This is a genomic window from Rhizobium sp. CF080, assembly GCF_000282095.2.
Classification (GTDB): Bacteria; Pseudomonadota; Alphaproteobacteria; order Rhizobiales; family Rhizobiaceae; genus Neorhizobium.
On the sequence record NZ_AKKC02000016.1, the window covers coordinates 202,061 to 227,136 of the forward strand.

The 25,076-nt window shown below is 62.0% G+C and carries 27 protein-coding genes; 12 read left to right on the top strand and 15 right to left on the bottom strand.

Features of this window, described 5'->3' with window-relative positions; all coding sequences use genetic code 11:
• Position 1 precedes the first annotated feature (1 nt).
• Both PMI07_RS31230 and PMI07_RS35495 read right to left on the bottom strand, forming a co-directional pair.
• Positions 2-553, bottom strand: a complete 552-nt coding sequence (locus PMI07_RS31230) for a ubiquinol-cytochrome C chaperone family protein (protein WP_007766254.1) — start codon at positions 551-553, stop codon at positions 2-4.
• Complete coding sequence (locus PMI07_RS35495) at positions 504-857, bottom strand: hypothetical protein (RefSeq protein ID WP_197032583.1); 354 nt, start codon at positions 855-857, stop codon at positions 504-506. The genes PMI07_RS31230 and PMI07_RS35495 overlap by 50 nt, the downstream gene beginning before the upstream one ends.
• On the opposite strand from PMI07_RS35495, the gene PMI07_RS31235 reads away from it, so the two are divergent.
• On the top strand, positions 778-1,293 hold the full coding sequence (locus tag PMI07_RS31235) for an outer membrane protein assembly factor BamE (RefSeq protein ID WP_007766252.1): 516 nt from the start codon (positions 778-780) through the stop codon (positions 1,291-1,293). The two genes, PMI07_RS35495 and PMI07_RS31235, sit on opposite strands and share 80 nt — an antisense overlap.
• Positions 1,294-1,365: 72 nt before the next feature.
• Here PMI07_RS31235 and PMI07_RS31240 read toward each other — a convergent pair whose 3' ends face one another.
• From PMI07_RS31240 to ribH, 4 genes are all read right to left on the bottom strand, one after another.
• Positions 1,366-3,507: a sodium-translocating pyrophosphatase gene (locus tag PMI07_RS31240; RefSeq protein WP_024164331.1), complete on the bottom strand. Its 2,142-nt coding sequence runs from the start codon at positions 3,505-3,507 to the stop codon at positions 1,366-1,368.
• Between the two features lie 221 nt (positions 3,508-3,728).
• Positions 3,729-4,952 carry an MFS transporter gene (locus tag PMI07_RS31245; protein WP_024164332.1) on the bottom strand — a complete coding sequence of 408 codons (1,224 nt, stop codon included), beginning with the start codon at positions 4,950-4,952 and terminating at the stop codon, positions 3,729-3,731.
• Between the two features lie 28 nt (positions 4,953-4,980).
• Positions 4,981-5,463, bottom strand: a complete 483-nt coding sequence (gene nusB / locus PMI07_RS31250; protein ID WP_197032577.1) for a transcription antitermination factor NusB — start codon at positions 5,461-5,463, stop codon at positions 4,981-4,983.
• A gap of 1 nt (position 5,464) precedes the next feature.
• Complete coding sequence (ribH, locus tag PMI07_RS31255) at positions 5,465-5,923, bottom strand: 6,7-dimethyl-8-ribityllumazine synthase (RefSeq protein ID WP_007759364.1); 459 nt, start codon at positions 5,921-5,923, stop codon at positions 5,465-5,467.
• 207 nt (positions 5,924-6,130) lie between these two features.
• On the opposite strand from ribH, the gene PMI07_RS31260 reads away from it, so the two are divergent.
• Both PMI07_RS31260 and PMI07_RS33865 read left to right on the top strand, forming a co-directional pair.
• Complete coding sequence (locus PMI07_RS31260) at positions 6,131-6,649, top strand: GNAT family N-acetyltransferase (RefSeq protein ID WP_007759365.1); 519 nt, start codon at positions 6,131-6,133, stop codon at positions 6,647-6,649.
• 175 nt (positions 6,650-6,824) lie between these two features.
• Entirely contained in the window at positions 6,825-7,991 is a 1,167-nt protein-coding gene (locus PMI07_RS33865) for an HD domain-containing phosphohydrolase (protein WP_007759367.1), read from the top strand.
• Between the two features lie 4 nt (positions 7,992-7,995).
• Here PMI07_RS33865 and PMI07_RS31270 read toward each other — a convergent pair whose 3' ends face one another.
• From PMI07_RS31270 to PMI07_RS31290, 5 genes are all read right to left on the bottom strand, one after another.
• A complete protein-coding gene (locus tag PMI07_RS31270) occupies positions 7,996-8,610 on the bottom strand; it encodes a riboflavin synthase (RefSeq protein ID WP_007759368.1) in 615 nt (204 codons plus the stop codon).
• On the bottom strand, positions 8,610-9,896 hold the full coding sequence (gene ribD / locus PMI07_RS31275; protein ID WP_024164333.1) for a bifunctional diaminohydroxyphosphoribosylaminopyrimidine deaminase/5-amino-6-(5-phosphoribosylamino)uracil reductase RibD: 1,287 nt from the start codon (positions 9,894-9,896) through the stop codon (positions 8,610-8,612). The genes PMI07_RS31270 and ribD overlap by 1 nt, the downstream gene beginning before the upstream one ends.
• Before the next feature lie 3 nt (positions 9,897-9,899).
• Complete coding sequence (nrdR, locus tag PMI07_RS31280; protein WP_007771094.1) at positions 9,900-10,379, bottom strand: transcriptional regulator NrdR; 480 nt, start codon at positions 10,377-10,379, stop codon at positions 9,900-9,902.
• Positions 10,380-10,431: 52 nt separating this feature from the next.
• The gene (gene glyA, locus PMI07_RS31285) at positions 10,432-11,721 is read right to left on the bottom strand and encodes a serine hydroxymethyltransferase (protein ID WP_007771097.1); all 1,290 of its coding nucleotides are present in this window, start codon (positions 11,719-11,721) and stop codon (positions 10,432-10,434) included.
• A gap of 178 nt (positions 11,722-11,899) precedes the next feature.
• Positions 11,900-13,231: a L,D-transpeptidase family protein gene (locus PMI07_RS31290; protein ID WP_007771099.1), complete on the bottom strand. Its 1,332-nt coding sequence runs from the start codon at positions 13,229-13,231 to the stop codon at positions 11,900-11,902.
• A gap of 413 nt (positions 13,232-13,644) precedes the next feature.
• On the opposite strand from PMI07_RS31290, the gene PMI07_RS31295 reads away from it, so the two are divergent.
• A complete protein-coding gene (locus PMI07_RS31295) occupies positions 13,645-13,866 on the top strand; it encodes a hypothetical protein (protein ID WP_007771101.1) in 222 nt (73 codons plus the stop codon).
• Positions 13,867-13,984: 118 nt separating this feature from the next.
• Positions 13,985-14,221: a hypothetical protein gene (locus PMI07_RS31300; protein ID WP_007771103.1), complete on the top strand. Its 237-nt coding sequence runs from the start codon at positions 13,985-13,987 to the stop codon at positions 14,219-14,221.
• A gap of 133 nt (positions 14,222-14,354) precedes the next feature.
• Here the strand turns inward: PMI07_RS31300 and PMI07_RS31305 are convergent, their stop codons facing one another.
• Positions 14,355-14,870, bottom strand: a complete 516-nt coding sequence (locus tag PMI07_RS31305; RefSeq protein ID WP_037088832.1) for a MarR family winged helix-turn-helix transcriptional regulator — start codon at positions 14,868-14,870, stop codon at positions 14,355-14,357.
• 233 nt (positions 14,871-15,103) lie between these two features.
• On the bottom strand, positions 15,104-15,553 hold the full coding sequence (locus PMI07_RS31310; protein ID WP_245277260.1) for a DUF6163 family protein: 450 nt from the start codon (positions 15,551-15,553) through the stop codon (positions 15,104-15,106).
• 127 nt (positions 15,554-15,680) lie between these two features.
• On the opposite strand from PMI07_RS31310, the gene hemB reads away from it, so the two are divergent.
• From hemB to PMI07_RS31335, 5 genes are all read left to right on the top strand, one after another.
• The gene (hemB, locus tag PMI07_RS31315) at positions 15,681-16,694 is read left to right on the top strand and encodes a porphobilinogen synthase (RefSeq protein ID WP_037088749.1); all 1,014 of its coding nucleotides are present in this window, start codon (positions 15,681-15,683) and stop codon (positions 16,692-16,694) included.
• A 62-nt stretch (positions 16,695-16,756) separates the two neighbouring features.
• On the top strand, positions 16,757-17,215 hold the full coding sequence (locus PMI07_RS31320) for an RDD family protein (RefSeq protein WP_007771107.1): 459 nt from the start codon (positions 16,757-16,759) through the stop codon (positions 17,213-17,215).
• A 127-nt stretch (positions 17,216-17,342) separates the two neighbouring features.
• Positions 17,343-18,104, top strand: a complete 762-nt coding sequence (locus PMI07_RS31325; protein ID WP_007771108.1) for an arginyltransferase — start codon at positions 17,343-17,345, stop codon at positions 18,102-18,104.
• A 9-nt stretch (positions 18,105-18,113) separates the two neighbouring features.
• Positions 18,114-19,019: a DMT family transporter gene (locus PMI07_RS31330; RefSeq protein WP_024164334.1), complete on the top strand. Its 906-nt coding sequence runs from the start codon at positions 18,114-18,116 to the stop codon at positions 19,017-19,019.
• A gap of 57 nt (positions 19,020-19,076) precedes the next feature.
• Positions 19,077-19,334, top strand: coding sequence for an AbrB/MazE/SpoVT family DNA-binding domain-containing protein (locus PMI07_RS31335; protein ID WP_007759044.1), 258 nt, complete (start codon positions 19,077-19,079; stop codon positions 19,332-19,334).
• On the opposite strand, the gene parC is transcribed toward PMI07_RS31335, so the two are convergent.
• Entirely contained in the window at positions 19,335-21,617 is a 2,283-nt protein-coding gene (gene parC, locus PMI07_RS31340) for a DNA topoisomerase IV subunit A (protein ID WP_007759042.1), read from the bottom strand.
• Between the two features lie 257 nt (positions 21,618-21,874).
• On the opposite strand from parC, the gene PMI07_RS31345 reads away from it, so the two are divergent.
• Positions 21,875-23,065 (top strand): hypothetical protein, encoded by a 1,191-nt coding sequence (locus tag PMI07_RS31345; protein WP_007759041.1) that lies wholly within the window; start codon positions 21,875-21,877, stop codon positions 23,063-23,065.
• 75 nt (positions 23,066-23,140) lie between these two features.
• Here the strand turns inward: PMI07_RS31345 and PMI07_RS31350 are convergent, their stop codons facing one another.
• Positions 23,141-23,461 (bottom strand): DUF1236 domain-containing protein, encoded by a 321-nt coding sequence (locus PMI07_RS31350; protein ID WP_007759040.1) that lies wholly within the window; start codon positions 23,459-23,461, stop codon positions 23,141-23,143.
• A 198-nt stretch (positions 23,462-23,659) separates the two neighbouring features.
• Between PMI07_RS31350 and PMI07_RS31355 the strand changes: the two genes are divergently transcribed.
• A complete protein-coding gene (locus PMI07_RS31355) occupies positions 23,660-25,075 on the top strand; it encodes a cytochrome P450 (RefSeq protein WP_007759039.1) in 1,416 nt (471 codons plus the stop codon).
• Position 25,076: the final 1 nt, after the last annotated feature.

Here is a 25,076-nt window from a genome sequence, read left to right on the forward strand (position 1 = left end):
CTCACTTTTCCCGCGACGGCGGGCCCGGCAGGGGCAGCACCGCTTGCCCGCGGGAAATCTCATCTTCGGAAACACCGGCGAGCGCCGCTTCCGCGGCGATCATCCAGTTTGCCAATCCTTGCATCGCGGGTGCATCTTCGGTCTTGGGATAGATATTCCGCCGGAGCGCCGCGGCAAGCGCCTCGATGTCCCTGCCTTCGAGAGCGGCAGCATAGGTCTCCACCCGGCCGTAGAACATACCGGCCAGCTTTTTCATGCGCTTCGGCACGCTCTGGTCGCCAATGCCGAGTTCGCGGATCGAGTGATCGATATCCTGGAAAAAGGCGTCGACGATCTCCTGAGCCAGTTCCTGGCCGCTCGAATCGGACTTCGCCGTCCGCCGGAAGAACAGGATCATCACGATCGAAAGCATCTCGAAACGGCCCATGACCGTGTCCGGGACATCCAGATCGCTGTAGAAGAACGGAACGCGCGCCATCGACGTCAAGGTCGAGTACTGGCGGTCAACGATCGCGTGGTTCTGGTTTTTCTTCTTGAAAAGGCCGAAGATCATCTGAATTCCCGTTATTTGCCTCCAGGAACGCCCCAGCCTGCCGCCGGCCATGTTGCATGGAAACGAAAGCTGGTTTACCGAAGCATGCACGAATTGCAATGCCGTTCCGCCGGATCAGCGAACGGGGTGGGATCTTCGCGGCCTTATCATCAGGGTCGAGATCGATCTTGTGTCCCTGAATAGCCACAATGGTAGGGTCAGCAGGGGCAGGTTGAGTTTGGGGGATGCCGTTGAACAAGCGGGTTTTCGGATACGAGATGACATTCTTGAGTAAAACCGCGATGGCAATGGTCGTCGCATCCATCACCGTCTCGGGTTGCACTTCCATGCATATCGGCGACACCATGTATAACGGCTACGTGGTCGACCAGAAGTCGCTGGAACTCATTCCGGTCGGGTCGAGCCGCGAGCAGGTGATGTTGACGATGGGCACGCCCTCGACGACGGCGACCTTCGATACCGAGGTGTTCTACTACATCTCGCAAAAACGCGAGCGCGCCGCGGCCTTCATGAAGCCGAAGATCGTCGACCAGACGGTGCTTGCCATCTATTTCGACAAGGACGGCATCGTTGCCCGCCGTGCCAACTATACGATGCAGGACGGCAAGGTGTTCGACACGATTTCGCGCACGACGCCCACGGGCGGCCGCGACCTCACCTTCCTGCAGCAGCTGCTTTCCGGCGGCGCCAGCAGCGGCGCTGCTGCCGCTCGCAACCTCTTCCAAGGCTTGAGCAAATAAGCACAGGAAACGAGATACAAAAGCCCGCGAGGATCGCTCCTCGCGGGCTTTTTGTTTGGCCTGGTTCAGAGATCAGCCGGCAAGAACCGCCAGCAGCAGAAGCGCCACGATATTGGTGATCTTGATCGCCGGGTTGACGGCCGGGCCGGCGGTGTCCTTGTAGGGATCGCCGACGGTGTCGCCGGTGACCGATGCCTTGTGAGCCTCGGACCCCTTCATGTGACGAGTGCCGTCCTTGTCGACGAAACCGTCCTCGAAGCTCTTCTTGGCATTGTCCCAGGCGCCACCGCCCGAGGTCATGGAGATCGCCACGAAGAGGCCGTTGACGATGACGCCGAGCAGCGAGGCTCCAAGCGCCGCAAAAGCCGAGGCCTTGTCGCCGCCAGAGATCAGCAGAACGCCGAAATAGACGACGATCGGCGCCAGAACCGGCAGCAGCGACGGAATGATCATCTCGCGGATCGCAGCCCGGGTCAGGATGTCGACGGCGCGGCCATAATCCGGTTTTTCAGTTCCCTCCATGATGCCCGGCTTTTCGCGGAACTGCTTGCGCACTTCCTCGACGATCGAGCCCGCAGCGCGGCCGACTGCAGTCATCGCGATGCCGCCGAACAGGTAGGGGATAAGGCCGCCGAAGATCAGGCCGGCGACGACATAGGGGTTGGAGAGGTCGAAATCGATTTCGCCAACGCCGTTGAAATATGGATACTGGGCGCTGTTGGCGGCGAAATATTTGAGATCGTTGGAATAGGCGGCGAAGAGGACCAGAGCGCCGAGACCGGCGGAGCCGATCGCATAACCCTTGGTGACCGCCTTGGTGGTGTTGCCGACCGCGTCGAGCGCATCGGTGGATTTGCGCACTTCCGGCGGCAGATGCGCCATTTCGGCGATGCCGCCGGCATTGTCGGTGACCGGGCCGAAGGCGTCGAGCGCGACGATCATGCCGGCGAGACCCAGCATGGTGGTGACGGCGATGCCGGTGCCGAACAGGCCGGCGAACTGGTAGGTGGCAATGATGCCGCCGACGATGACGATAGCCGGAAGAGCGGTCGATTCGAGCGAGACCGCGAGACCCTGGATGACGTTGGTGCCATGGCCGGTCACCGAGGCCTGGGCGATCGAGTTCACCGGGCGCTTGTTGGTGCCGGTATAATATTCGGTGATGACGACGATCAGCGCCGTCACCACGAGGCCGAGAAGGCCGCAGATGAAGAGGTTCGCGCCGGTGATCGGCTTGCCGGCGACGGTGCCGATCGGCCCCCAGCCGATGGTCACCGAGGTTGCAACGGCGAGACCGACGATCGACAGGAGGCCGGTGACGATCAGGCCCTTGTAGAGGGCGCCCATGATCGAGCCGTTGGAGCCGAGCTTGACGAAGAAGGTGCCGATGATCGAGGTGATGATGCAGGCGCCGCAGATCGCCAGCGGATAGACCATGACGGTTGCGAGGATCGGCGCGCCGGCGAAGAAGATCGCCGCCAGCACCATGGTGGCGACGACGGAAACCGCATAGGTCTCGAACAGGTCGGCTGCCATGCCGGCGCAATCGCCGACATTGTCGCCGACGTTGTCGGCAATGGTCGCCGGGTTGCGCGGGTCGTCTTCCGGAATGCCGGCTTCCACCTTGCCGACGAGGTCACCGCCGACGTCCGCACCCTTGGTGAAGATGCCGCCGCCGAGACGGGCGAAGATCGAGATCAGCGACGCGCCGAAGCCGAGCGAGACGAGCGCGTCGATGACTTCACGCGAGCCGGTCGGATGGCCGAGGCCGGCCGTCAGGACCCAGTAATAAATCGAGACGCCGAGGAGAGCGAGGCCTGCCACCAGCATGCCGGTGATGGCGCCGGATTTGAAAGCGATATCGAGACCGGCCGCGAGGCTTTGGGAAGAAGCTTGCGCCGTGCGCACGTTGGCGCGGACCGAGACGTGCATGCCGATGAAACCGGCAGCGCCCGAAAGCACGGCGCCGATAACGAAGCCGATCGCAGCGGTGCCAGACAGCAGCACCCAGGCCAGGATCGTCACGACGACGCCGACAATGGCAATGGTCATGTATTGGCGCATCAGATAGGCTTGTGCGCCCTCACGAATATATCCTGCGATCTCCTGCATGCGGATACTGCCCTGATCGGCAGCCAGCACGGAACGCGTCGCCCAGACGGCATAAATGATCGATAGCAAACCGCACACGATCACACCCAGAATTACAGTCATTCGCTTTTCCTCTCCCTTAGCGCCGGATGGTCCATACCCCCCGGCCATGCACGCCCTGCAGCGGCGCGCATCCACGGGATGAGCAAAGACCGCCGCAGCACTCCATAGTGCGCATTCTCGCGCAGACGACCGCCTCCCCTCCCAAGGATTCCGGGATCGTCCACGCGGACGGGAGATTGCGGTGGAGATGAATTGGCGTCAAGCCCCGAAGGGGCAAGACTCTAGGCGGATTTCACGGAAGTACGCTTGAGCATCAGCGCCAGAACGAGACCGAGGCAGATGATGGTCACCGGCCAGATGATCAGGTTCATGAAAGACCAGCCATAGGCGGTGAACACCTTGCCGGAGGAGAAGGAGGAGAGTGCCACCGTGGTGAACAGGATGATGTCGTGGAAACCCTGTACCTTGTCGGCCTCGTGCGGGCGGTAGCTGGAGGCGACGATCGCGGTCGAGCCGATGAAGGCGAAGTTCCAGCCGATGCCGAGCAGCACCAGCGCGCCCCAGAAATTCCAGAGTTCGATGCCCATGTGGGCGACCACCGCGCAGCCCATCAGGATCAGCAGACCGGCGGCGACGATCTTCTCGACGCCGAAGCGGGAGATCAGCATGCCGGTGAAAAAGCTCGGCGCGAACATGGCGAGCACGTGCCACTGGATGCCGAGCGTGGCCATTTCCGACGGGAACCCGCAGCCGATCACCATGGCGAGCGGCGCGCCGGTCATCATGAAGGTCATCAGTGCATAGGAGGAAATGCCGCAGATCATGCCGGTCAGGAACCGCTGGGTGACGACGATCTCACCGAGCGGACGTGCCGGCACTGAGGTGCTGGGACCGCCGCTCATCGGCGGCAATTTCAACGGCGCCAGCATCACAAGGGCGATCAGGTAGAGCGGAATGACGGCCACGAAAGCGCCGGCAAACAAGACGGGCGACAGCAGGTCCTTGGTCCAGATCGCAAGCTGCGGTCCCAAGACCGCCGAGACGATGCCGGCCGCAAGGATCCAGGAGATCGCTTTCGGCTTGTAGAAAGAGGGCGACGCGTCGGCGGCGGCAAACCGGATTTTCTGGCTGAAGCCGTTACAGAGGCCGATCAGAACCAGACCGACTGCAAAAAACCAGAAATTCGAATGGAAGAGCGCGATTGCCGCAATCGCCGCGCCGAGGGCTCCGAGAACCGAACCCAGCATGAAACTCATCTTGCGGCCGAGGAATCGGGAGGCGACCGCGACCGCGACCGCGCCGGCTGCCATGCCGATGTTGAAACCGGTCAGCGGGGCGGTCGCCAGCGACTTGTCGTCGCCGAGCAACTGGTAGCCAACGAGGCCGCCGAGCGCGAAAACCAGAGGCGGCGCCGAACCGAGGACCGCCTGGACGCCGGCAAGCAGCGCGACGCTGCGCCGGGCGGTTTTCATCTGTGTCTGAAGACCGTCCACCGCACCGTCCATGCTGCCCACCCTGACTTTTCGTTGTTTTTTATTTCTTGGCTTCGCCGCGCACCTGCTTGGCGATGCGGTCGAGGACGGCGTTGACGATGCGCGGCTCTTCCTCTCCGAAGAAGGCGTGGGCGATCTCGACATATTCGGTGACGATGACGGCGACCGGCACATCCTTGCGCTCGAGGATCTCGAATGTGCCCGCGCGCAGGATGGCGCGCAGTGTCGAGTCGAGACGCGACAGCGGCCAGTCTTCCTGCAGAGAGGCGCGGATCAGCGGGTCGATCTTCACCTGGTCGCGCACGACGCCGGCAACGATCGAGCGGAACCAGGAGGCGTCGGCCTTGAGGTAGGTATCGCCGTCGAGCTCCTGGCCGAGGCGATGGGTCTCGTATTCGGCCACGACCTCCAGCACGCCGGTCCCGCCGACATCCATCTGGTAGAGCGCCTGCACGGCCGCCAGGCGGGCTGCACCGCGCTGGTTGGCCGGCTTGACCGGGTGTTCGCCTTCCTTCGCCATCAAATCAACCGCCGTTCATCTTTTCACGCAGCGCGATCATGGTCAGCGCGGCGCGGGCGGCGAAGCCGCCCTTGTCCTTGTCCGAACGGCGGGCGCGCGCCCAGGCCTGTTCGTCGTTCTCGCAGGTCAGGATGCCGTTGCCGATAGCCAGCGATTCCGACACGGCGAGGTCCATCAGCGCGCGCGAGGATTCGTTCGAGACGATATCGAAGTGATAGGTCTCGCCACGGATGACCATGCCAAGCGCGACGAAACCGTCATAGTCGGTTCCGCCTTCTTCCGACGCATCGAGCGCCATGGCGATTGCCGGCGGGATTTCGAGGGCACCCGGAACGGTGACCACGTCATAGGTCGCCCCCGCCTCTTTCAGCGCATGGGTTGCGCCTTCGAGCAGCGCATCGGACATATCGTCGTAGAAACGCGCCTCGACGACGAGGAGGTGTGGAGCGGTTTCGCGTGACATGGTTCACCTTTGTTCAAAATCGGCCCAGCATGACCTCGTATCGCCTTCAAGGCGGGCCGAAAGGCATATGGGTCTCGGGCAGGTGGCGGTCAAAACACGCTCTGAGGGGAATGGCAAGCAATTTTCGCTGAACGCAGCGATGCGAATCGGGAATAGCTGAACGAACGACCCGACAGACCCACCTGTCCGTGCCCCCTGGAGCCCGTCATGATCATCCCCACCATCGAGACCGAACGGCTGATCCTGCGCCCGCACCGGCTGGAAGACTTCGAGGACTATGCCGCCATCTGGGCCGATCCGGACGTGGTGCGCTTCATCACCGGAAGCCCGATTTCACGCGAAAACAGCTGGAGCCGCATGCTGCGCGTCAACGGCATGTGGCATCTGATGGGTTTCGGCTTTCTGGCGATCGAGGAGAAGGCGACCGGCCGCGTGCTCGGCGAAGCCGGTTTCCAGGATATGCGCCGGGAGTTTCAGCCTTCGATCGAGGGGACGCTCGAGACCGGCTGGGCGCTCATTCCAGCAGTCCATGGCCGCGGTTACGCGACCGAAGCGGTCAGCGCGATGATCTCCTGGAGCGAGGCCCGTTTCCCTGACCGCCGGATGACCTGCATCATCAGCCCGGAGAATGCCGCCTCGCTCAGGGTCGCGGCAAAACTTGGCTTCCGCGAGTTCGCCCGCGCCGATTACCACGGCCCGATCGTGGTGCTGGAACGCGAAAACTGACCATCGACCGTTCACTTTTCCGCAAGTATCGAATGCAGACCATGAACGGCGATTGCATTTTGGAAAAGCTCAACGAAAATATTCCAGAAGTTGCAAGAACAGCCTGATTCCCGTTTCAACTTTCTATTTTATTAGAAGGTTGCGATATAGATAGACCTATATCATCGAGAACCATATGGACGCACTCGTGAAACAGCATCCTCTTCCATCCGGTGGCATGGAAGACCTCATCTTGCGAATGTCGATGGCCCGTGGCCTCGACGAAATCATGGCGGCGGTCCGCCAGTCCGCCCGCAGCCTCATCGGTGCCGATGGAGTGACTTTCGTCCTGCGCGACGAGGGCAAATGTTATTACGCCGACGAGGATGCAATCTCGCCGCTGTGGAAAGGCCAGCGTTTCCCGATGGAGACCTGCATCTCCGGCTGGGCGATGCATCACGCCCAAGTGGTCGTCATCGAAGACATCTACAAGGACGATCGCATCCCGCACTCGGCGTACAGCCCGACCTTCGTCAAAAGCCTCGTCATGGTGCCGGTGCGCGAAGAGGACCCAGTCGGGGCGATCGGCGCCTATTGGGCGAAGGCCGAGCGCCCCTCGGCGGAAGCCGTCCGGCTTCTCCAGAGGATCGCTCATAGCGCAGCGGTCGCCATGACCAATGTGGCCCTGATCAATTCGCTCGCCGCCGCCAAGGAAGAGGCCGCACGGGCACGCGATGCGATGATCCTTGCCATGGCCTCCCTCGCGGAAACGCGCGACCACGAGACCGGCAATCACATCCGCCGCACCCAGCATTATGTGCGTGTGCTCGCGGAGGCTCTGAAAGAATACGAGCCCTATTCCTGGCAATTGAGCGACGACGTGATCGATCTGCTCTACAAGTCGGCGCCACTGCACGATATCGGCAAGGTCGGCATTCCCGACAACATCCTCCTTAAGCCGGGCAAGCTCGAGCCGGAGGAGTTCGAGGTGATGAAGACCCATGCGGAACTCGGTCGCGCAGCGATCGCCACCGCCGAACGCTATATGGGATCGTCAACGCCCTTCCTCAGCCTCGCCAAGGAAATCGCCCATACCCATCACGAGAAATGGAACGGCACCGGCTATCCGCAGGGGCTTAGAGGCGAGGATATTCCGATCGGCGGGCGAATCATGGCGATCGCCGACGTCTATGATGCGCTGGTCTCGGAGAGAATCTACAAGCCCGCCATGCCGCACAAGGACGCCGTCGACATCATCATCCGGGACAGCGGCACGCATTTCGATCCCAGTCTCGTCGAAATCTTTGCCAGGATCGCGCCGAAATTCGAGGAAATCCACCGCAACTTCGAAGACGCAGCGTGAACCGTCAGCTCCTGGCCGGGAACTCCGCGAGCCGTGCCGCGTAACGCGCCATCGTATCCACTTCGAAATTGACGAAATCGCCTGCCTTGCGGTCGCCCCAGGTGGTGACCGCAAGCGTGTGGCGGATCAGCAGAACGTCGAAATCGGTCCCCTCCACGGCATTCACCGTCAGCGACGTGCCATCCAGCGCGACCGAGCCTTTCGGGGCGACGAAGCGGGCAAGCGCCTCGGGTGCGCGAAGACGGATGCGCACCGCCTCGCCTTCGTGTTCGATGCCAAGAATTTCCGCCTTGCCGTCGACATGGCCGGAGACGATATGGCCGCCGAGCTCGTCGCCGATCTTCAACGCCCGTTCGAGATTGACCCGCGTGCCCTCCGTCCAGGCGGCGATCGTCGTCAGCCGCAGCGCCTCTTCCCAGGCCTCGACCTCGAACCATCGTTCGTTGCTGCCTTCGTCCGGCAGGTTTGTCACCGTCAGGCAGACGCCGCCATGGGAAATCGAAGCCCCCATGTCGATGGTTTTAGGGTCGTAGTTGGTGGCGATCCTGAGCTTGACGCCCTCGTCCATCGGCGTCGTTGCCGCGACCGTGCCGACATCGGTGACAATTCCGGTGAACATCAGAAACCTCTTTCGTATTCAAAACAGCGGTCCGGCCCGAAGCTTTCTTCGCGCACGAGCTTAAATCCTGCCGGCATATCGGATGGCGTCAGCGGCGATTCAAGCCCGCCCTCGCCGACAATGCCGGTGCCCTGGAAGAGGAGAATACGGTCGACAAGGTCTGCTTCGAGGAAGGCTCTCGCGACGGTGGCGCCGCCTTCGACCAGAAGCGAGGAGATGCCGCGCACCGCAAGGATCGCCAGGAGGATATCGAGTTCGGTGCTGTCCATGATCTCGACGCCGGCCTCGATCAGTCTCTCGCGCTTGTCTCCCGGGGTCCCCCCCTCTGCCCTGCCGGGCATCTTCCCCTCAAGGGGGGAGATCGGCAAGAAGCCAGCACCCTGCGCAACTCCGGCCGGTTCGTCTGCCGCCGCGATATCGGAGCTTGAATGGGACGGACGAGCCCGCCGCTGGTCGATCTCCCCCCTTGAGGGGGAGATGCCCGGCAGGGCAGAGGGGGGTGCGGCCCCACTCTCAACCTGAGAAGTTAAACCCGGCGCAGCCACAACGATCACCGGCACATCCCGCGTACTCTGTACCAGCTTGGAATCCAGCGGCAGTTGCAAATGCCGGTCGAGCACGATGCGCACCGGCGAGCGGCCTTCAAGCCCGGGAATACGTACGGTCAACTCCGGATCATCGGACAGTACCGTACCAATACCGACGAGAATCGCATCCGCCTCGGCCCGCAACCGATGTACCTCAGCCCTCGCCTCCGCGCCCGTAATCGACACTTCCTCGCCCCGCCGGCCGAGCATGCCGTCGGCGGAAACCGCAAGCTTCAGAGTCACATGCGGCCGGCCCTTCGTCTGGCGCGTGAGGTAGGCGGCAAGCGCACGGCGCCCCTCCTCCTCCATCAGCCCCGTCTCGACGACGATCCCGGCATCGCGCAGGATCGCAATCCCGCGGCCGGAAACGCGTGGATCGGGATCGGTCAATGAGATGACGACGCGGGCGACACCTGCCTCGACGAGCGCGTTGGCGCAAGGCGGCGTGCGGCCGTAATGCGAGCAGGGTTCGAGCGTGACATAGACGGTCGAACCCCTCGCCTTTTCGCCGGCGATCTCGAGCGCCTGGGTTTCCGCATGCGGCCGTCCGCCCGGTGCGGTGACGGCGCTGCCGACGATCTCGCCGTCTCTGACGATCACACAGCCGACCGAAGGATTGGTCCCGGTCTGGCCGGTGTGAAGGCGCGACAGGCGCAGCGCCGACGCCATGAACCACCGGTCTTCGGCAGCGCCCGTCATGATCTACGGCTCGATGCCGGGATCGCGGGCGATCTTGGCATTGATCTCCTGGATCACCTTCTCGAAATCCTCCGCATGGGAGAAATCGCGATAAACGGAAGCGTAACGGACGAAGGCGACGTCATCGAGGCTCTTCAAGGCCTCGAGCACCTGCAGGCCGATCTCTTCCGAGGAAATCTCGTTTTCGCCGGAGCTTTCGAGCCGGCGCACGATGCCCGACACCGCCCGCTCGATGCGGTCATTGTCGACCGGCCGCTTGCGTAGCGCGATCTGGAACGACCGTACCAGCTTGTTGCGGTCGAACGGAACCTTGCGGCCGGTCTTCTTGGTGACCATCAGCTCGCGAAGCTGGACGCGTTCGAAGGTGGTGAAGCGGCCGCCGCAATCCGGGCAGATGCGCCGCCGGCGGATGGAGGTGTAGTCCTCCGCCGGACGACTATCCTTGACCTGCGTGTCTTCCGAACCGCAATAGGGGCAGCGCATCGCCTCTCCTTAGGCTTGCAAGAGGGACTGCGAGATGCAGTCCCCGCTCGGATCACATGTAGGGGTACATGGGGAAACGGCCGGTGAGCGCCACGACCTTGTCGCGCACGCCGGCTTCGACGCTCGCATTGCCCTCATCGGAATTGGCGACCTTCAGGCCATCGAGAACGTCGATGATGAGATTGCCGATCTCCCTGAATTCCGCTTCCTTGAAGCCGCGCGTCGTGCCGGCCGGGGTCCCGAGGCGGATACCGGACGTGACGAAAGGCTTTTCCGGATCGAAGGGAATGCCGTTCTTGTTGGTGGTGATGTAACCACGGCCGAGAGCCGCCTCGGCGCGCTTGCCGGTGGCGTTCTTCTTGCGCAGGTCGACCAGCATCAGGTGGTTGTCGGTGCCGCCGGAGACGATGTCGAGGCCGCCGGCCATCAGCGTTTCGGACAGCGCCTTGGCATTCTTGACGATCTGGGCGGCATAATCCTTGAAGTCCGGCTGCAGCGCCTCGCCGAAGGCAACCGCCTTGGCGGCGATGATGTGCATCAGCGGACCGCCCTGGAGGCCCGGGAAAACCGCCGAATTGAACTTCTTGGCCAGTTCCTCGTCATTCGTCAGGATGACGCCGCCGCGCGGCCCACGGAGAGACTTGTGCGTCGTGGTGGTCGCGACATGGCAATGCGGGAACGGCGACGGATGCTGGCCGCCGGCAACCAGGCCGGCGATATGGGCCATGTCGACCATCAGATAGGCGCCGACCGAATCGGCGATCTCGCGGAACCGCTTCCAGTCCCAGATGCGGGAATAGGCGGTGCCGCCGGCGATGATCAGCTTCGGCTTGTGCTCTTCGGCCTTCTTCTGCACTTCGTCCATGTCGAGCAGGTTGTCGCCTTCGCGCACGCCGTAGGACACGACGTTGAACCATTTGCCAGACATGTTGACCGGCGAACCGTGCGTCAGGTGACCGCCCGAGTTGAGGTCGAGGCCCATGAACGTATCACCCGGCTGCAGCAGCGCCAGGAACACGGCCTGGTTCATCTGGGAACCGGAATTCGGCTGGACGTTGACGAAATTGACGCCGAACAGCTTCTTGGCGCGCTCGATGGCGAGTTCCTCGGCGATATCGACGAACTGGCAGCCGCCGTAATAACGCTTGCCTGGATAACCTTCCGCATACTTGTTGGTCATGATCGAACCCTGCGCCTCAAGCACGGCGCGGGAAACGATGTTCTCCGATGCGATCAGCTCGATTTCGTGGCGCTGGCGACCCAGTTCCTTCTCGATCGCGCCAAAGATTTCCGGATCGGATTCGGCCAGCGGGCGGGAGAAGAAGACGTCGGTGTTCGACATGTGCGAGGCTCCTCAAAGGGGTGGGCATTGCAATGTCGCGTCTTAGCGTTCCGCCTCCCGCAGAGCAATACGCAGAACGACATTTGCGCGTCGGAAGACGCGGGGATGATCGCAGAAAACGAAAAAGCCGCACCCTCTGGCAGATGCGGCTTGCCGTAAACGGAAAATGAGGCCGATCTTATTGCGGCAGCAGGTCGTCGTCGGCAGCGCCGGCCGGCTTCTCGATGCCGGTGGTCGTCTGCAGCGCGAGTTCCTGGTTGCCGTCACGCTCGTAGATATCGTCACGGAACTGCACGACGCGGTCTCGGGCGGACCAGGCGGTAATGTAAACGATATAGACCGGAACTTCCTCGGTCAGTTTGATCGGGGTGTTCTGGCGCGTCGAGATCACCCGTTCGATCTCCTGGCGCGACCAGCCTGTGGTGTCGCGCATCAGCCAGGTGATGAGGTCGCGGACGTTCTGAACGCGCATGCAGCCCGAGGATTCGAAGCGCATCAGCTTGTTGAACAGGCCCTGCTGGGGCGTGTCGTGCATGTATTCGTTGTTCGGGTTGTGGAAGTTGATCTTCGTCGAGGCCATGGCGTTGATCTTGCCGGGATCCTGCCGGAACATCAGGTTCGGCGCCTTCGGCGCAAACCAGTCGACCGTTTCCGGCGCCACTTCGTTACCCTTGCCGTCGATCAGGCGGATATTGTTGCGGGTCAGATAGGTCGGGTCCTTGCGCATCAGCGGCACGATGTCCTTCTCGACGATCGAGCGCGGCGCAGTCCAATAGGGGTTGAGGATGACCTCGTAGATCTTCGAGTTGATCGCATGCGTCGGCCGGTCGATGCGCCCGACGACGGCATTGGTGCGCAGCGCCACCCGGTCGCCCTCCACCGCCTCGATATAAGCGGCCGGAATATTGACCATGACGTAGCGGGGACCGAGATCCCCCGACATGGACTGCAGGCGCACCAGATTGGTCCCGAGCTGGCGCAGGCGCACGTCGGCCGAGATGTTCATCGCCTTGACGGTGAACTCGCCCATCACGCCGTCGGAGGGCAGGCCGTGGCGGGCCTGGAAACGCTTTACCGCGCCATCAACGTAAGAGTCGAACGAGGAGGACATGCCCGCCTCGCGTGGCAGGTCACCTGAAATCATCAGGCGCTGGCGCAACTGCTGGACGGAAGGATCGACGACGCCGAGACGCAGGCGCTGCTGGCCGGGATTGACCTCGGGCCAGCCGCCGTTGGCGACGATCTGCTGGTAGTCGACGATCGCCTGCTGGATGTTCGCCGGTCCGCCGGGGCCGAGCACCGGATTGTTGGAAACGACGTTGACGGCGGTACGCGATGCGGCCTTGGCGTCGAACTGGTCGTCCCAGGTGCCGCGGCGCGGCGCATTGATCAGATCGTCCATCGCCGTCTGGGCGAATGCGGGCGCTGCAAGCGCGGCGGCGCCGGCAGAGACAGCCGTGCGAAGCAAGGCACGGCGGGAAAGAGCTTCAGATCCGATCTTCTTCGACATCAATTATACCCATCTGGTCCGAGCAGCATCAGAGACGCCTACAGGGATATGGTTAAGAACGCGCAAAAAGTTAGCGCAGCCGCTCGGGGCTTCGTCGTCATCGCAATGTTATGAAAGCGCGAATTCCCGCCGGCCCGTTGCATCCAGCGGGTCCCATAGCAATATGGCCAATTCGTGTCAGGTACTTGCGCGTCACAAAGCCGTGTTGGCACGTGATTTTTTCAAGCGGCATATACGCCACACCGGGACGAACGCAAGCGATCCGGGATGGGCGCCCCTCAGGTCTGCCCTTTGAAAAAAACCACCGAGCATTGCGGCCATCGGGACCGCCCTTTTGCCGAAACGTAAAAGCCGTAAGCCTGGGACAAGCGGATCGGTTAAAAATCACCCCTCAGAAATGAGGAATTTGAGAATTGAACTGGTACCCGATCGAAGCCCTTGAACCTGGAAAGCTGGTCGTCCTGCATTTTCGCGATGAAACCGCGCCGCAATGTGTAGGCTATGTCGAACGGGACGGCGTCTGCGGATGGCCCGAAAAGGTGACGGGCCGCAGACCCGACGGCTGGCTCGACCTCTCCTCGCTGTTCTCCGGCATGACAACCGAGATCCGCCGGGCGGTGGCGGCCACCTTATAGGCAAGATTCCGGGGCAATCGGACGGAACGGGCCGTATTCTGACGCTCATGGCAGAATACGCCTATCAACCCGGCCCCCATACTGGTAGGCACCTCAATCACCATATTGGAGAGCTACCGTGACCCTCGACGAAAAATACCAAATCATTGTCAATGCTTTCCACAACAATAAGTTTGGCGTTTCGCCGACCTCCACACGCGGAGCCGTCCAGAATTATTGCAAAAAACACGGGCTCGAAGGCGAAGACTATACCGAGACCCTCGCCTCGGCGATGACCGCCGGCTTGATTGCCCAGATGGCCGACTCGGCCCTCACCATCAGGAACGCCGGCCGCGCCCTGCTGGCCAAGCAATAGCCTGAAACTGCCGGAGGTTGCTACGCAGTTGGCGCACAAACGGGCGTAACGGCGCGTCTTCCGACGCCCCGTTACGCTTTGCGTAGCACCGCATGACTGGAGGTAATGGAGTGTTTCGCAAGCCCCCGGTGGATCAAAGGCGGTAGAGGATCTGGTCGTTCCAGAAGCGGTCGAGACGCTGGAGCAGCTTGTTCATCTGCGAGAATTCGCCCTCGCCGATGCCGCCGACCTTTTCGATGGAGCCGATATGGCGTTCGTAGAGCTTGCCGACGGTTTCAGCGATCCCCTGGCCTTCCGGCGTCAGGCTGATGCGGACCGAGCGGCGGTCGATGCGCGAGCGCTGGTGGTTGATGAAGCCGAGATCGACCAGCTTCTTGACATTGTAGGAGACGTTGGAACCGAGGTAATAACCGCGGGAGCGCAGTTCGCCGGCCGTCAGTTCCGAATTGCCGATGTTGAACAGCAGGAGAGCCTGGACGGCGTTGACGTCGTCACGACCCTGGCGGTCGAACTCGTCCTTGATCACATCGAGAAGACGGCGATGCAGGCGTTCGACCAGATGCAGCGACTCCATGTAGAGAGCGCGAATGGTTTCTTCATGCGGATCTGCTACTGCCGGTGCCGCCTGCGGCTTCAGTTTCGTGTTCATCATGACTGCCTCATCTGTTTTGTTTGGCGGTGTTTGTTGTGTTCCCGCCTTGAGACAGACACTATCCAATACGCATAAAATTCGACTTAAAACATAGGCTTAACAAGCGCTTAACGCGTTCCTTCGAATTCCCGCGACCGGTCGCCGACCGGATCCACCCCCATTTCGATTTCAAATAAATCAATCACTTAACAGCGAATTCCCGATCAAATCCGGCCGTCAAAGCTTTAATTTCAGGGTGAATCAATCCTTACCCGCTCCGCCTTGCGGCGCGCTTCGACCCACAGGGAGAGCCGAAACACGACATAGAGCGCGGCGACGAGGCCGTGCATGAGGGGAACGAGACGGTTGTGCCCGAAGATCTCCGGCCAGACGATGTACATCGATATCTGCGAGATCGCGGCGATCGCCCAGAGCACCGGGCCCCAGGAGACGGTGAGCCAGAGGCCGAGCGAGGCAACCGGAAACAGGACGGCAAGAGAAGACGCCGCCACCTTCCATGGAAGCGCCAGCAGATCGAAGCGGGCCATGCCCCTCAGCGAATAGCCGACCAGCATCGCCCAATATTGCAGGCCGAACCAAAAACAGGCGACCGCGACCAACCTCAGGAAGATCACGTAGAGAATTTCGGTCAGCGTGCGCTTCGGCACCGTGAGTGAATCAGGCTCCATGGCGGCCACCATAACGACGAGACGTTCCGTTCGCCAGCACCCGCGAAGCGGTGGGCGTGCGGCGATCCCGCCCATTCATAATCGTTCGTGCACATGGTATGGACCGGCGCAGGTAAGAAGGAATGGAGACATGAGGCCCATGGACAAGACGCATCTGGTCGACGAGATCACCGGCCATCGCCGCATGCGACGCAACCGCAAGGCCGACTGGACGCGGCGGATGGTGCAGGAAAACCGGCTGACGGTCGACGACCTGATCTGGCCGATCTTCATCGTTCCCGGCACCGGCATCGTCGATCCGATCGCCGCCATGCCCGGCGTCAACCGCATGAGCATCGACAAGGCGGTCGAGGCGGTGAAGGAAGCTGCCGACCTCGGCATTCCGGCGATCGCCACCTTCCCCGATATCGAGATGGACCTGCGTGACGAGACCGGCTCCAACAGCCTGGTCGCCAACAACCTGATCAACCAGGCGACCGCCGCCTTCAAGAAGGCCGTGCCGAATATCGGCATCATCACCGACGTGGCGCTCGATCCGTTCACCAGCCACGGCCATGATGGAATCCTGCGTGACGGTATCATCGTCAACGACGAGACGGTCGACCAGATCGTCCGGGCCGCCGTGATGCAGGCGGATGCGGGCGCCGATATCATTGCGCCGTCGGAAATGATGGACGGCCGCATCGGCGCCATCCGCCGCGGCCTCGATGCCAGCGGCCATCAGGATGTCGGCATCATGTCCTATGCGACGAAGTTCTCCTCCGGCTTCTACGGCCCCTATCGCGAGGCGATCAACACCAGCGGCCTGCTGAAGGGCGACAAGAACAGCTATTACATCTCGCCGGCCAACGGCACCGAAGCGGTGCGGGACGCTGCCCTCGACGTCGAGGAAGGCGCCGACATGCTGATGGTCAAACCCGGCATCGCCTATCTCGACATCTGCTGGCGCATCAAGGAAGCGTTCGGCCTTCCCGTCTTCGCCTACCAGGTCTCCGGCGAATATACCCAGATCAAGGCCGCCGCGATGAACGGCTGGATCGACGGCGAACGGGTCATGATGGAGACGCTGCTCTGCTTCAAACGCGCCGGCTGCGACGGGATTCTTTCGTATTTTGCGGTGGACGTGGCGAAGAAACTGGCGAAAAACGGATAAGTCTTGTTGCCGAGGCGGTTTCTTCCCATATCAATATCCGAGAAACAGGAGATGTTGAAACGATGAGCCTCGACCCGAACCCGACCTATGCCGCACCGGACGATTGGCGCGCCTATAGCGGCGTTCTTTCGCGCCGGGTGTTCGCCTTCATTATCGACTACGTGATCGTGCTGCTGCTGTGCATTCCGGCAGCGGTCGTCGTGTTTTTCCTCGGAATCATCACGCTCGGCCTCGGCTTCATGCTCTACCCGGTCCTGTTTGTGATCGTCGCGCTTCTCTATTTCGGGATGACGCTCGGCGGCTCGGCCCAAGCCTCGCCCGGCATGCGCGCCATGGGGATCGCCATGCTGCGGGTCGACGGCCGGCGGATGGATTTCCTCACCGCCATGGCCCACACGGTGATCTTCTGGATCATCAATTCGGTGCTGACGCCGCTCATCCTGCTCGCGGGCCTGTTCATCGAGCGTTCGCGTCTCGTGCACGACCTGTTGCTCGGCACGGTCGTGGTGCGTACGCCGTAACGATTACGTCACTGGCCAAAAGTTTATGGTACATGCCGGCTGCCTGTCGCAGCATATGGTTGACGTTTTACTTTTATGCGCCATGGTATGACATTTACGACACTAAAGACCGGACTGCCACGACGCAATGAACACCCAGGCAACGCCCTCACCGCAGTTCTATCTGACGGCCCCGGCAGTTTGTCCCTATCTCTCGGGTGAAATGGAGCGAAAGGTCTTCACTCACCTGGTCGGTCCGCGCGCCGCCGAGATGAACGACCTACTGACCCAGGGCGGTTTCCGCCGTTCGCAGAACATCGCCTACCGGCCGGCCTGCGAATCCTGCCGTGCGTGCATTTCCGTGCGCATTCTCGCCCATGAATTCGAGCCCGTGCGCTCGATGAAGCGGGTTCTCGCCACCAATCGCGACGTGATCGCGACGGTCTATCCGGCGCAGCCTTCCACCGAACAGTTCTCGCTCTTCCGCCGCTATCTCGACGACCGTCACCAGCGAGGCGGCATGTCGGACATGTCGGCACTCGACTATGCGATCATGGTCGAAGACACGCATGTCAACACCCGAATCATCGAGTACCGCCGCCGCGAGCCGGGCTCCGGCATCAGCGCCGAGCCGAAGGGCGAGTTGCTCGCGGTGGCGCTCACCGACATGATGAGCGACGGCCTGTCGATGGTCTATTCCTTCTTCAACCCCGAGTATGAAAAGCGCTCGCTCGGCACGTTCATGATCCTCGACCATATCGCCCGCACCAGGACGCTCGGCCTGCCGCATGTCTATCTCGGTTACTGGGTCAAGGGTTCGGCGAAGATGGGCTACAAGACCCGCTTCCAGCCCCAGGAACACCTGACCCCGCGCGGTTGGGAAATCTTCGATCCCGCCACGGACATCTGAAATCACCTCATGAACGATCATAAAAAGGGCCTCGTGCTCACCGCCATCGGCGGACTTGCGCTCTCCTTCGACGTGCCGCTCGTGCGTCTCGGGCATGGCGAAATGTGGTCGACGGTCGCGCTGCGCAGCACGGCGACTTTTGCCGCCGCCATCATCCTGTGGCTGCTCGTCCGCCGCCTCAGTTCGAGCCGTCCGGTGCTGATCCCCGGCAGGGCCGGACTTGCCGCCGGGTTCTGCTACGGCATTTCGACGATCGCCTTCCTCGGCGCCGTCTTCAACACGGCGACGGCCAACGTCGTCTTCATCGTCGCCTTCACACCCATGTATGCCGCCATTCTCGGCTGGCTGATCCTGAAGGAACGGCCCTCGCCTGCGACGCTCGTCACCATGCTGGTGATGTTTTTCGGCGTCGGCCTGATCGTTTCGGGCGGGCTTGCCGGCGGCCACATCCTCGGCGACATCCTGGCGGCAATAGCCTCGTTCCTGCTTGCACTGGCGATCACGCTCAGCCGGGCTGCGCGCATTGACATGGGTTTCGTGCCGCTGGTCGCGACCATCATCCCGGCAACGATCGGTCTTTCCTTCGTCGGCACATCCTCACTTGCCGGCACGGGCGGCTTTTCGGTCGAACACCCCATCTGGCTGATATTCGACGGCGCGATCATGATGCCGCTCGCCTTCTGGTGCCTGGCGACCGGCCCGAAATACCTCTCCGGCCCCGAAGTCGGCATGTTCTACCTGCTCGAAACCATCCTCGCGCCGATCTGGGTCTGGCTGATCTTTTCCGAGGTCCCGTCCGCCCGCACCCTGCTCGGCGGCTCGATCCTCGTGCTGGCACTGATCGGTTATTCCGCGTGGCAGATGCGGCGGGTGGAGCGGATGCGGGTCAAGACGATGGCCTCGCAAACGATTTGATATTCGCGAGCTCTTTTGCATGTGGTAGTGTCCCGCTACTACTATAGGTGGCTGGCGATGAGCACGAAGAGCACTGTTCAGAAGATCACCATTCAAAAGATCGGCGAAGATCACGGCATCGTCTTGCCGCAGGAGATTCTCGATCGTCTTGGTTGGAAAGAAGGTCAGATACTGGAGCTTCATGTCGACGATACCGGGATCGAGCTTTTCGATCCCAAGACGGTATCAGATGAGGATTTCCAGCGTCAGCTCCTCGCCGCCAAAATGGCGATGAGGAAGTATCACGTAACCCTCAGCGCACTCGCCAAAAGCTGATCACCCCGCAAACTTCCCACTCCGCGGAAAGCCCTTCGGAACGGCGCGGCCGGCGGTGGCGCGGTCGGCGATCCATTCGAGCAGTTCGTCCTTGTTGCGGGTGAACGAGCGGCCGGCGCTGTCTTCCCATGAAAGTCCGTCGGCCATGGTGAAGCAGCGGATGTCGGAAATGCCGCCATCCTTGTAGCGCTGCAGGCGCACGCCCTTGCCGCGGGTCATTTCCGGCAATTGGGTCAGCGGGAAGACCAGCAGCTTGCGGTTCTCGCCGACGACCGCGACGTGATCGCCCGAAACCGGCACGACCAGCTTCGTCTCGTCGGGCATGGCGACGTTCATGATCTGCTTGCCCTTGCGGGTATTGGCGATCATCTCGCTTTCGGCCACGACAAAACCGTTGCCCGCAGTCGAGGCGACGATCAGCTTGCGCGATGGCTCATGGACGAAGGCGGTCAGGATGTCCTGGTCGTTCTCCATGTCGACGATGATGCGGATCGGCTCGCCATGACCGCGGCCGCCCGGCAGCTTGTCGGCGCCGAGCGTATAGACCTTGCCGCCGGTCGTGACGAGCAGCAGCTTGTCAGTCGTCTGTGCCGTAAACGCGATCTTCGGCCCGTCGCCTTCCTTGAAGGTGAGCGTCGAGGTATCCGAGATGTGCCCCTTCAGCGCGCGGATCCAGCCCTTCTGGGAAACGACGACGGTGATCGGCTCCTTCTCGATCATCGCCTGGTTGATCGCGTCGATATCGGCATCCGGCGCGTCGGCGAAGGTCGTCAGGCGCGCATAGGGCTTGCCCCGGCCCTTGGCGAAATTCTTGCGGACGTCCTGGATCTCGTGCTCGATGACCCGCCACTGCTTGTCTTCGGATGCGAGCAGCGATTCGATATCCGCCTTCTCCTTAGTAAGGTTCTCATGCTCGGTGCGGATCTCGAATTCTTCGAGCTTGCGCAAGGCGCGAAGCCGCATGTTGAGGATCGCCTCGACCTGGATGTCGGAGAGCGACCAGCGCTCCATCATCACCGGCTTCGGCTCGTCCTCCTCGCGGATGATGCGGATCACTTCGTCGATATTGAGGTAGGCGATCAGCAAACCGCCGAGGATTTCCAGCCGCCGGTCGATCGCGGCTAGCCGGAAGCGCGAGCGGCGGACCAGCACGTCGCGGCGGTGCGCCAGCCATTCCAGCAGCACTTCGTTGAGCGCCATCACCTTGGGCACACGGCCCATGGAGAGCACGTTCATGTTGAGCGGCAGGCGGGTCTCGAGTTCGGAGAGCTTGAACAGCGATTCCATCAGCAGGGTCGCATCGACCGTGCGGCTCTTCGGCACCAGCACGACGCGAACGTCTTCGGCCGATTCGTCGCGCACGTCTTCGAGAAGCGGCAGCTTGCGGGCGAGCAGCAGTTCGGCAATCTTCTCGATCAGCCTGGACTTCTGCACCTGGAACGGAATTTCGGTGACGACGATCTGATAACCGCCGCGGCCGAGATCCTCGATCACCCAGCGGGCGCGGACGCGAAAACCGCCGCGGCCCGTCTTGTAGGCCTCGACGATCGATTCCCGGCTGTCGATGATGATGCCGCCGGTCGGAAGATCGGGGCCTTCGATGCCGCCCTTGGCGGGCTCGGCCGGATCCGCCATCAGATCCTCGACGGTCGCCGCCGGGTTCTTGATCAGGTGCAGCGCCGCATCGCAGAGCTCATGGACATTGTGCGGCGGGATTGATGTCGCCATGCCGACCGCAATGCCCGACGTGCCGTTGGCGAGCAGGTTCGGGAAGGCGCCGGGCAGCACGACCGGCTCCGAGTTCGACTCGTCGTAAGTGTCGCGGAAATCCACCGCGTCCTGGTCGATGCCTTCGAGCAGCAGTTCGGAGACCGCCGTCATCTTCGATTCGGTATAACGCATCGCGGCCGGGCTATCGCCGTCGATATTGCCGAAATTGCCCTGGCCGTTGACGAGCGGATAACGCTGCGAGAAATCCTGCGCGAGACGCGCCAGCGCGTCATAGATCGACTGGTCGCCGTGCGGATGGAAATTACCCATCACCTCGCCGACGATCTTGGCGCATTTGCGGAAGGCGGCGTTGGGGCGCAGGCCCATCTCGCTCATCGCGTAGACGATGCGGCGGTGGACGGGTTTCAGGCCGTCGCGCACGTCCGGCAGCGCGCGGTGCATGATGGTGGAAAGCGCATAGGCGAGGTAACGCTCTTCGAGCGCTGCTTTCAAATCGACCGGCAGGATGTTGTCGCCGCCGTCGCCGCCGGGTGGTGTCAGATTTTTTCCCATGGGCCTTGACTAGCGGAAAGCCCGATTCTCGGCAAGAAAGTAAGGGCGACAGCCTGTGGATGAAGGCTTTTCCCAAGCGGAAATCAGTGATTGGTTTACCCTGAATCGTCAGCCGCAATTTTGACGAAAGGAATGTGGAACACAGCCATAAACCTTTTACCCGGCTTGCCTATAAGCTGCCGCGAACAAGCAGACCGAACTATCGACAAACCCTAAACGATCGCGGGCCGGACCATTGCCCGCCAGGAGGAACTTCGATGCAATACTCCACCAAGGCCCGACTTCTGCTCGCCGGCGCAGCACTTTCGACTTTCGCCGGCCCGGCATTCGCGCTCGACGGCAACGATCTCGTCGCCAAGATCAACAACGCGCTCTCGATCCAGGGCGGCGCCGGCTTCTCGGCGGAAAAGGCCACCGTCAACGGTTCGGACGTCACGCTCACCAATGCCAAGTTCCTGGTTCAGGCCGGCAAGCAGAGCCTGCCGCTCGGCACGGTCAAGTTCGAGGGCGTCGAAGAGGATAGCGGCGGCTACACGGTGGAGAAGGTCACGTTCGACAACGTCAACGCCACCGAAGACAAGACCGCTTTCACCGCCTCGGACATCTCGATCAGCGGCCTCACCGTGCCGGCCAATGCGACCGGCGACAGCCTCGATGCGATCCTGCTCTACGATGAAGCCCATGTCGGCAAGATAACGGCCACCGTCGACGGCAAGCCGGCCTTCTCGGTCGACGAGACGAACGTCACCACTGAGGTTGCGGACGACAATTCCTCCGTCGGCTTCGACCTCCAGGTCAACGGCATCAAGAGCGACCTCAGCCTCGTCGAGGACGCGCAGACCAAGGACACGCTGCAACAGCTCGGCGTCACCTCGCTTGACGGCAAGGTTGCAATGTCCGGCGCCTGGACCCTCAAGGACGGCACGCTCGACATCGACGAATACGCCCTCGATTTCGCCAGGGTCGGCAAATTCAACCTCGCCTTCAGCATGTCCGGCTACACGCTCGACTTCATCAAATCGGCGAACGAGACCGCCAAGGCGATGGAAGCCAATCCGAACAAGGAAGAAGCCCAGCAGGCCGCAGGCCTTGCGATGCTCGGCCTGATGCAGCGCCTCACCTTCAACAGCGCCGAGATTCGCTTCGAGGATGCCGGCATCACCAAGAAGGCACTCGACTATGCCGGCAAGAGCCAGGGGACCACGGGCGAAGCCATGGCACAGATGCTGAAGGGCATGACGCCGATGATGTTGGCGCAGTACAATGTGCCGGAACTGCAGAACATGGTGAGCGCTGCGGTCAACACCTATCTCGACAAGCCGGGCAGCTTCACGATCACTGCCGAGCCGGCAGATGCCGTCCCGTTCCCGATGATCATGGGTGCCGCGATGGGCGCGCCGAACACGCTGCCAAAGGTTCTCGGCGTCAAGGTCACCGCCAACGACTGAGGCCCCGCCCTCGACATGAAAAAACCCGGCGATCGCTCGCCGGGTTTTTTATTGCTCTGACTGAGCTTGTCCGAACTATTCCAGAACCTGGATGACCGTGCGGGTCTGCGGATTGACGATGACACGGCGTTCGTTGACGACCGTGTAGGCGTAGTCGTTGTAACCATCGACCGTGTGCACCTCGACCGTATCCGGAAGGGCCGTGCCGACCGCGATGTCGCCCTGATAGGAAACCGACGGAACGCTCTGCTGCATCACGTAGGTGCGAACCTCGCCGGGCAGAACGACGGTCGAATTGGTGGTGACCGGGTCCTGGGTAACGATCGTCGTCTGGGCATAAGCTGCGCCCGAGAGTGCGATCAGCACCGCCGACGCGGCCAGTAGGGTCTTGCGCATATTGTTTCTCCCTGTGCTTCTGCTGCCCTAACAACACAAACGCGCGGATATGGTTCCCCCCAGCCCCTCCACGCATGGGAAAGCCTGGTCGGCATCTTGACGCCGCGGCCAAGCGCAAGCGACAAGATTGCGGTGACGAGGCGGGGACGGACAACCAAGCATCGGCAAATGTCGTTTTGACGAGAGGCTTGCGTTTTCATGCTGTCCTGGCTTGCTGCCGACACCCAGACGATCGAGACCTTCGATGGCGCCGGACAACGCTTCGAGCCGGCTCGCCCATCCTATTACAGCGGTCGGCCGGGTAATCCGCTGCAGCGGCTGATGACAGCCCGGCGGGACTTCCTGTCCATCTGGCGGCAGACCGACTATTCCGAGCGGGTCAGCCAGATCAGGCTGCTCGGCCGCCAGATCGTGGCGGTGAATTCCCCGGAGGCGATCAAATACGTGGTCGCGACGCGCCACGAAAATTTCGAACGGAAGACGCCGCAGATGCGCCGCGCGCTCGAATACCTGCTCGGCGACGGCCTGTTCATCTCGGATGGCGAGACCTGGAAGCAGCGGCGTCCGCTGGTGTCCGACATCGTCCACAAATACCGGGTTCCGGCCTTCGGCAACATCATGAAGACCACGTCGCTCGAACTCGTCGAGCGCTGGACGAAGCTCGGCGACCGCGCCTCCGTCAACGCGCTCTACGAGATGGCCGGGCTGACCGCGGAGATCATCTCCCGCAGCGTCTTCGGAAACGACCTGGGCGAAGAACAGGCCGGCAGCGTGACGGACGGTTTTAGCAGCTACCAGGCGCTGATCGATTCCGTCAATATCGGCTATTTCCTGGGTTTCGACGAAGGCCTGCCGCTCATGCGCACCCCGTCGCTGCGCCGTTCGGTCAAACGCATTCACACCATTATCGACCGGGTCATCGAGGATCACCTGGCCGGCAAGGGCGACGACAATTCGATGGTCGAGCTGCTGATCCGCCGGCAGCAGCGCAATCCGGAACTTAAGCTCGACGTGGTCGCCCTGCGCAACGAAGCGGCCACCATCTTCATGGCCGGCCACGAAACGACGGCCGCAACGCTCACCTGGGCCTGGTATCTGCTGTCCAAGGCGCCCTGGGTCGAAGAGGCCGTACATGCGGAGATCGAAGCGGTCTGCGGCAGCAACGTGCCCACAGTCGACGACGTGCCGAAGCTCAAGTGGTGTACGGCGGTGATCGAGGAGACGCTGCGCCTCTACCCGCCGGTGCCGATCCTCGCCCGCCAGGCCAAGCAGGCCGACCGTGTCGGCACTATCGACGTCAAGCCGGCATCGCTGGTGATGATCGTGCCCTGGACCCTGCACCGGACCCCGTCCCTCTTCGAGGATCCGCATCGCTTCAATCCGGAGCGTTTCATGGGCGGAAAAAGGCCGGTTCCCTATAGCTACATTCCGTTTGCGAGCGGCCCGCGCATCTGTCCCGGCCTGCAGTTCGGGCTGACGGAATCGATCCTGTGCCTGGCGGTTCTGGCCCAGCGGTTCAAGCTGCGGGTGCCGGAGAGCCACAAGGTGGAGCCCGTCTGCCGGCTGACGCTCAGGCCGCGCGGCGGCCTGCCCGTTACGCTGCATCGACGGTGAG

Coding starts and splice junctions, on each gene's coding strand:
- PMI07_RS31230 (WP_007766254.1), bottom strand. CDS start 553: ATGATCTTCGGCCTTTTCAAGAAGAAAAACCAGAACCACGCGATCGTT.
- PMI07_RS31235 (WP_007766252.1), top strand. CDS start 778: ATGCCGTTGAACAAGCGGGTTTTCGGATACGAGATGACATTCTTGAGT.
- PMI07_RS35495 (WP_197032583.1), bottom strand. CDS start 857: ATGGATGCGACGACCATTGCCATCGCGGTTTTACTCAAGAATGTCATC.
- PMI07_RS31240 (WP_024164331.1), bottom strand. CDS start 3,507: ATGACTGTAATTCTGGGTGTGATCGTGTGCGGTTTGCTATCGATCATT.
- PMI07_RS31245 (WP_024164332.1), bottom strand. CDS start 4,952: ATGGACGGTGCGGTGGACGGTCTTCAGACACAGATGAAAACCGCCCGG.
- ribH (WP_007759364.1), bottom strand. CDS start 5,923: ATGTCACGCGAAACCGCTCCACACCTCCTCGTCGTCGAGGCGCGTTTC.
- PMI07_RS31260 (WP_007759365.1), top strand. CDS start 6,131: ATGATCATCCCCACCATCGAGACCGAACGGCTGATCCTGCGCCCGCAC.
- PMI07_RS33865 (WP_007759367.1), top strand. CDS start 6,825: ATGGACGCACTCGTGAAACAGCATCCTCTTCCATCCGGTGGCATGGAA.
- PMI07_RS31270 (WP_007759368.1), bottom strand. CDS start 8,610: ATGTTCACCGGAATTGTCACCGATGTCGGCACGGTCGCGGCAACGACG.
- ribD (WP_024164333.1), bottom strand. CDS start 9,896: ATGACGGGCGCTGCCGAAGACCGGTGGTTCATGGCGTCGGCGCTGCGC.
- nrdR (WP_007771094.1), bottom strand. CDS start 10,379: ATGCGCTGCCCCTATTGCGGTTCGGAAGACACGCAGGTCAAGGATAGT.
- glyA (WP_007771097.1), bottom strand. CDS start 11,721: ATGTCGAACACCGACGTCTTCTTCTCCCGCCCGCTGGCCGAATCCGAT.
- PMI07_RS31290 (WP_007771099.1), bottom strand. CDS start 13,231: ATGTCGAAGAAGATCGGATCTGAAGCTCTTTCCCGCCGTGCCTTGCTT.
- PMI07_RS31305 (WP_037088832.1), bottom strand. CDS start 14,870: ATGAACACGAAACTGAAGCCGCAGGCGGCACCGGCAGTAGCAGATCCG.
- PMI07_RS31310 (WP_245277260.1), bottom strand. CDS start 15,553: ATGGTGGCCGCCATGGAGCCTGATTCACTCACGGTGCCGAAGCGCACG.
- hemB (WP_037088749.1), top strand. CDS start 15,681: ATGGACAAGACGCATCTGGTCGACGAGATCACCGGCCATCGCCGCATG.
- PMI07_RS31320 (WP_007771107.1), top strand. CDS start 16,757: ATGAGCCTCGACCCGAACCCGACCTATGCCGCACCGGACGATTGGCGC.
- PMI07_RS31325 (WP_007771108.1), top strand. CDS start 17,343: ATGAACACCCAGGCAACGCCCTCACCGCAGTTCTATCTGACGGCCCCG.
- PMI07_RS31330 (WP_024164334.1), top strand. CDS start 18,114: ATGAACGATCATAAAAAGGGCCTCGTGCTCACCGCCATCGGCGGACTT.
- PMI07_RS31335 (WP_007759044.1), top strand. CDS start 19,077: ATGAGCACGAAGAGCACTGTTCAGAAGATCACCATTCAAAAGATCGGC.
- parC (WP_007759042.1), bottom strand. CDS start 21,617: ATGGGAAAAAATCTGACACCACCCGGCGGCGACGGCGGCGACAACATC.
- PMI07_RS31345 (WP_007759041.1), top strand. CDS start 21,875: ATGCAATACTCCACCAAGGCCCGACTTCTGCTCGCCGGCGCAGCACTT.
- PMI07_RS31350 (WP_007759040.1), bottom strand. CDS start 23,461: ATGCGCAAGACCCTACTGGCCGCGTCGGCGGTGCTGATCGCACTCTCG.
- PMI07_RS31355 (WP_007759039.1), top strand. CDS start 23,660: ATGCTGTCCTGGCTTGCTGCCGACACCCAGACGATCGAGACCTTCGAT.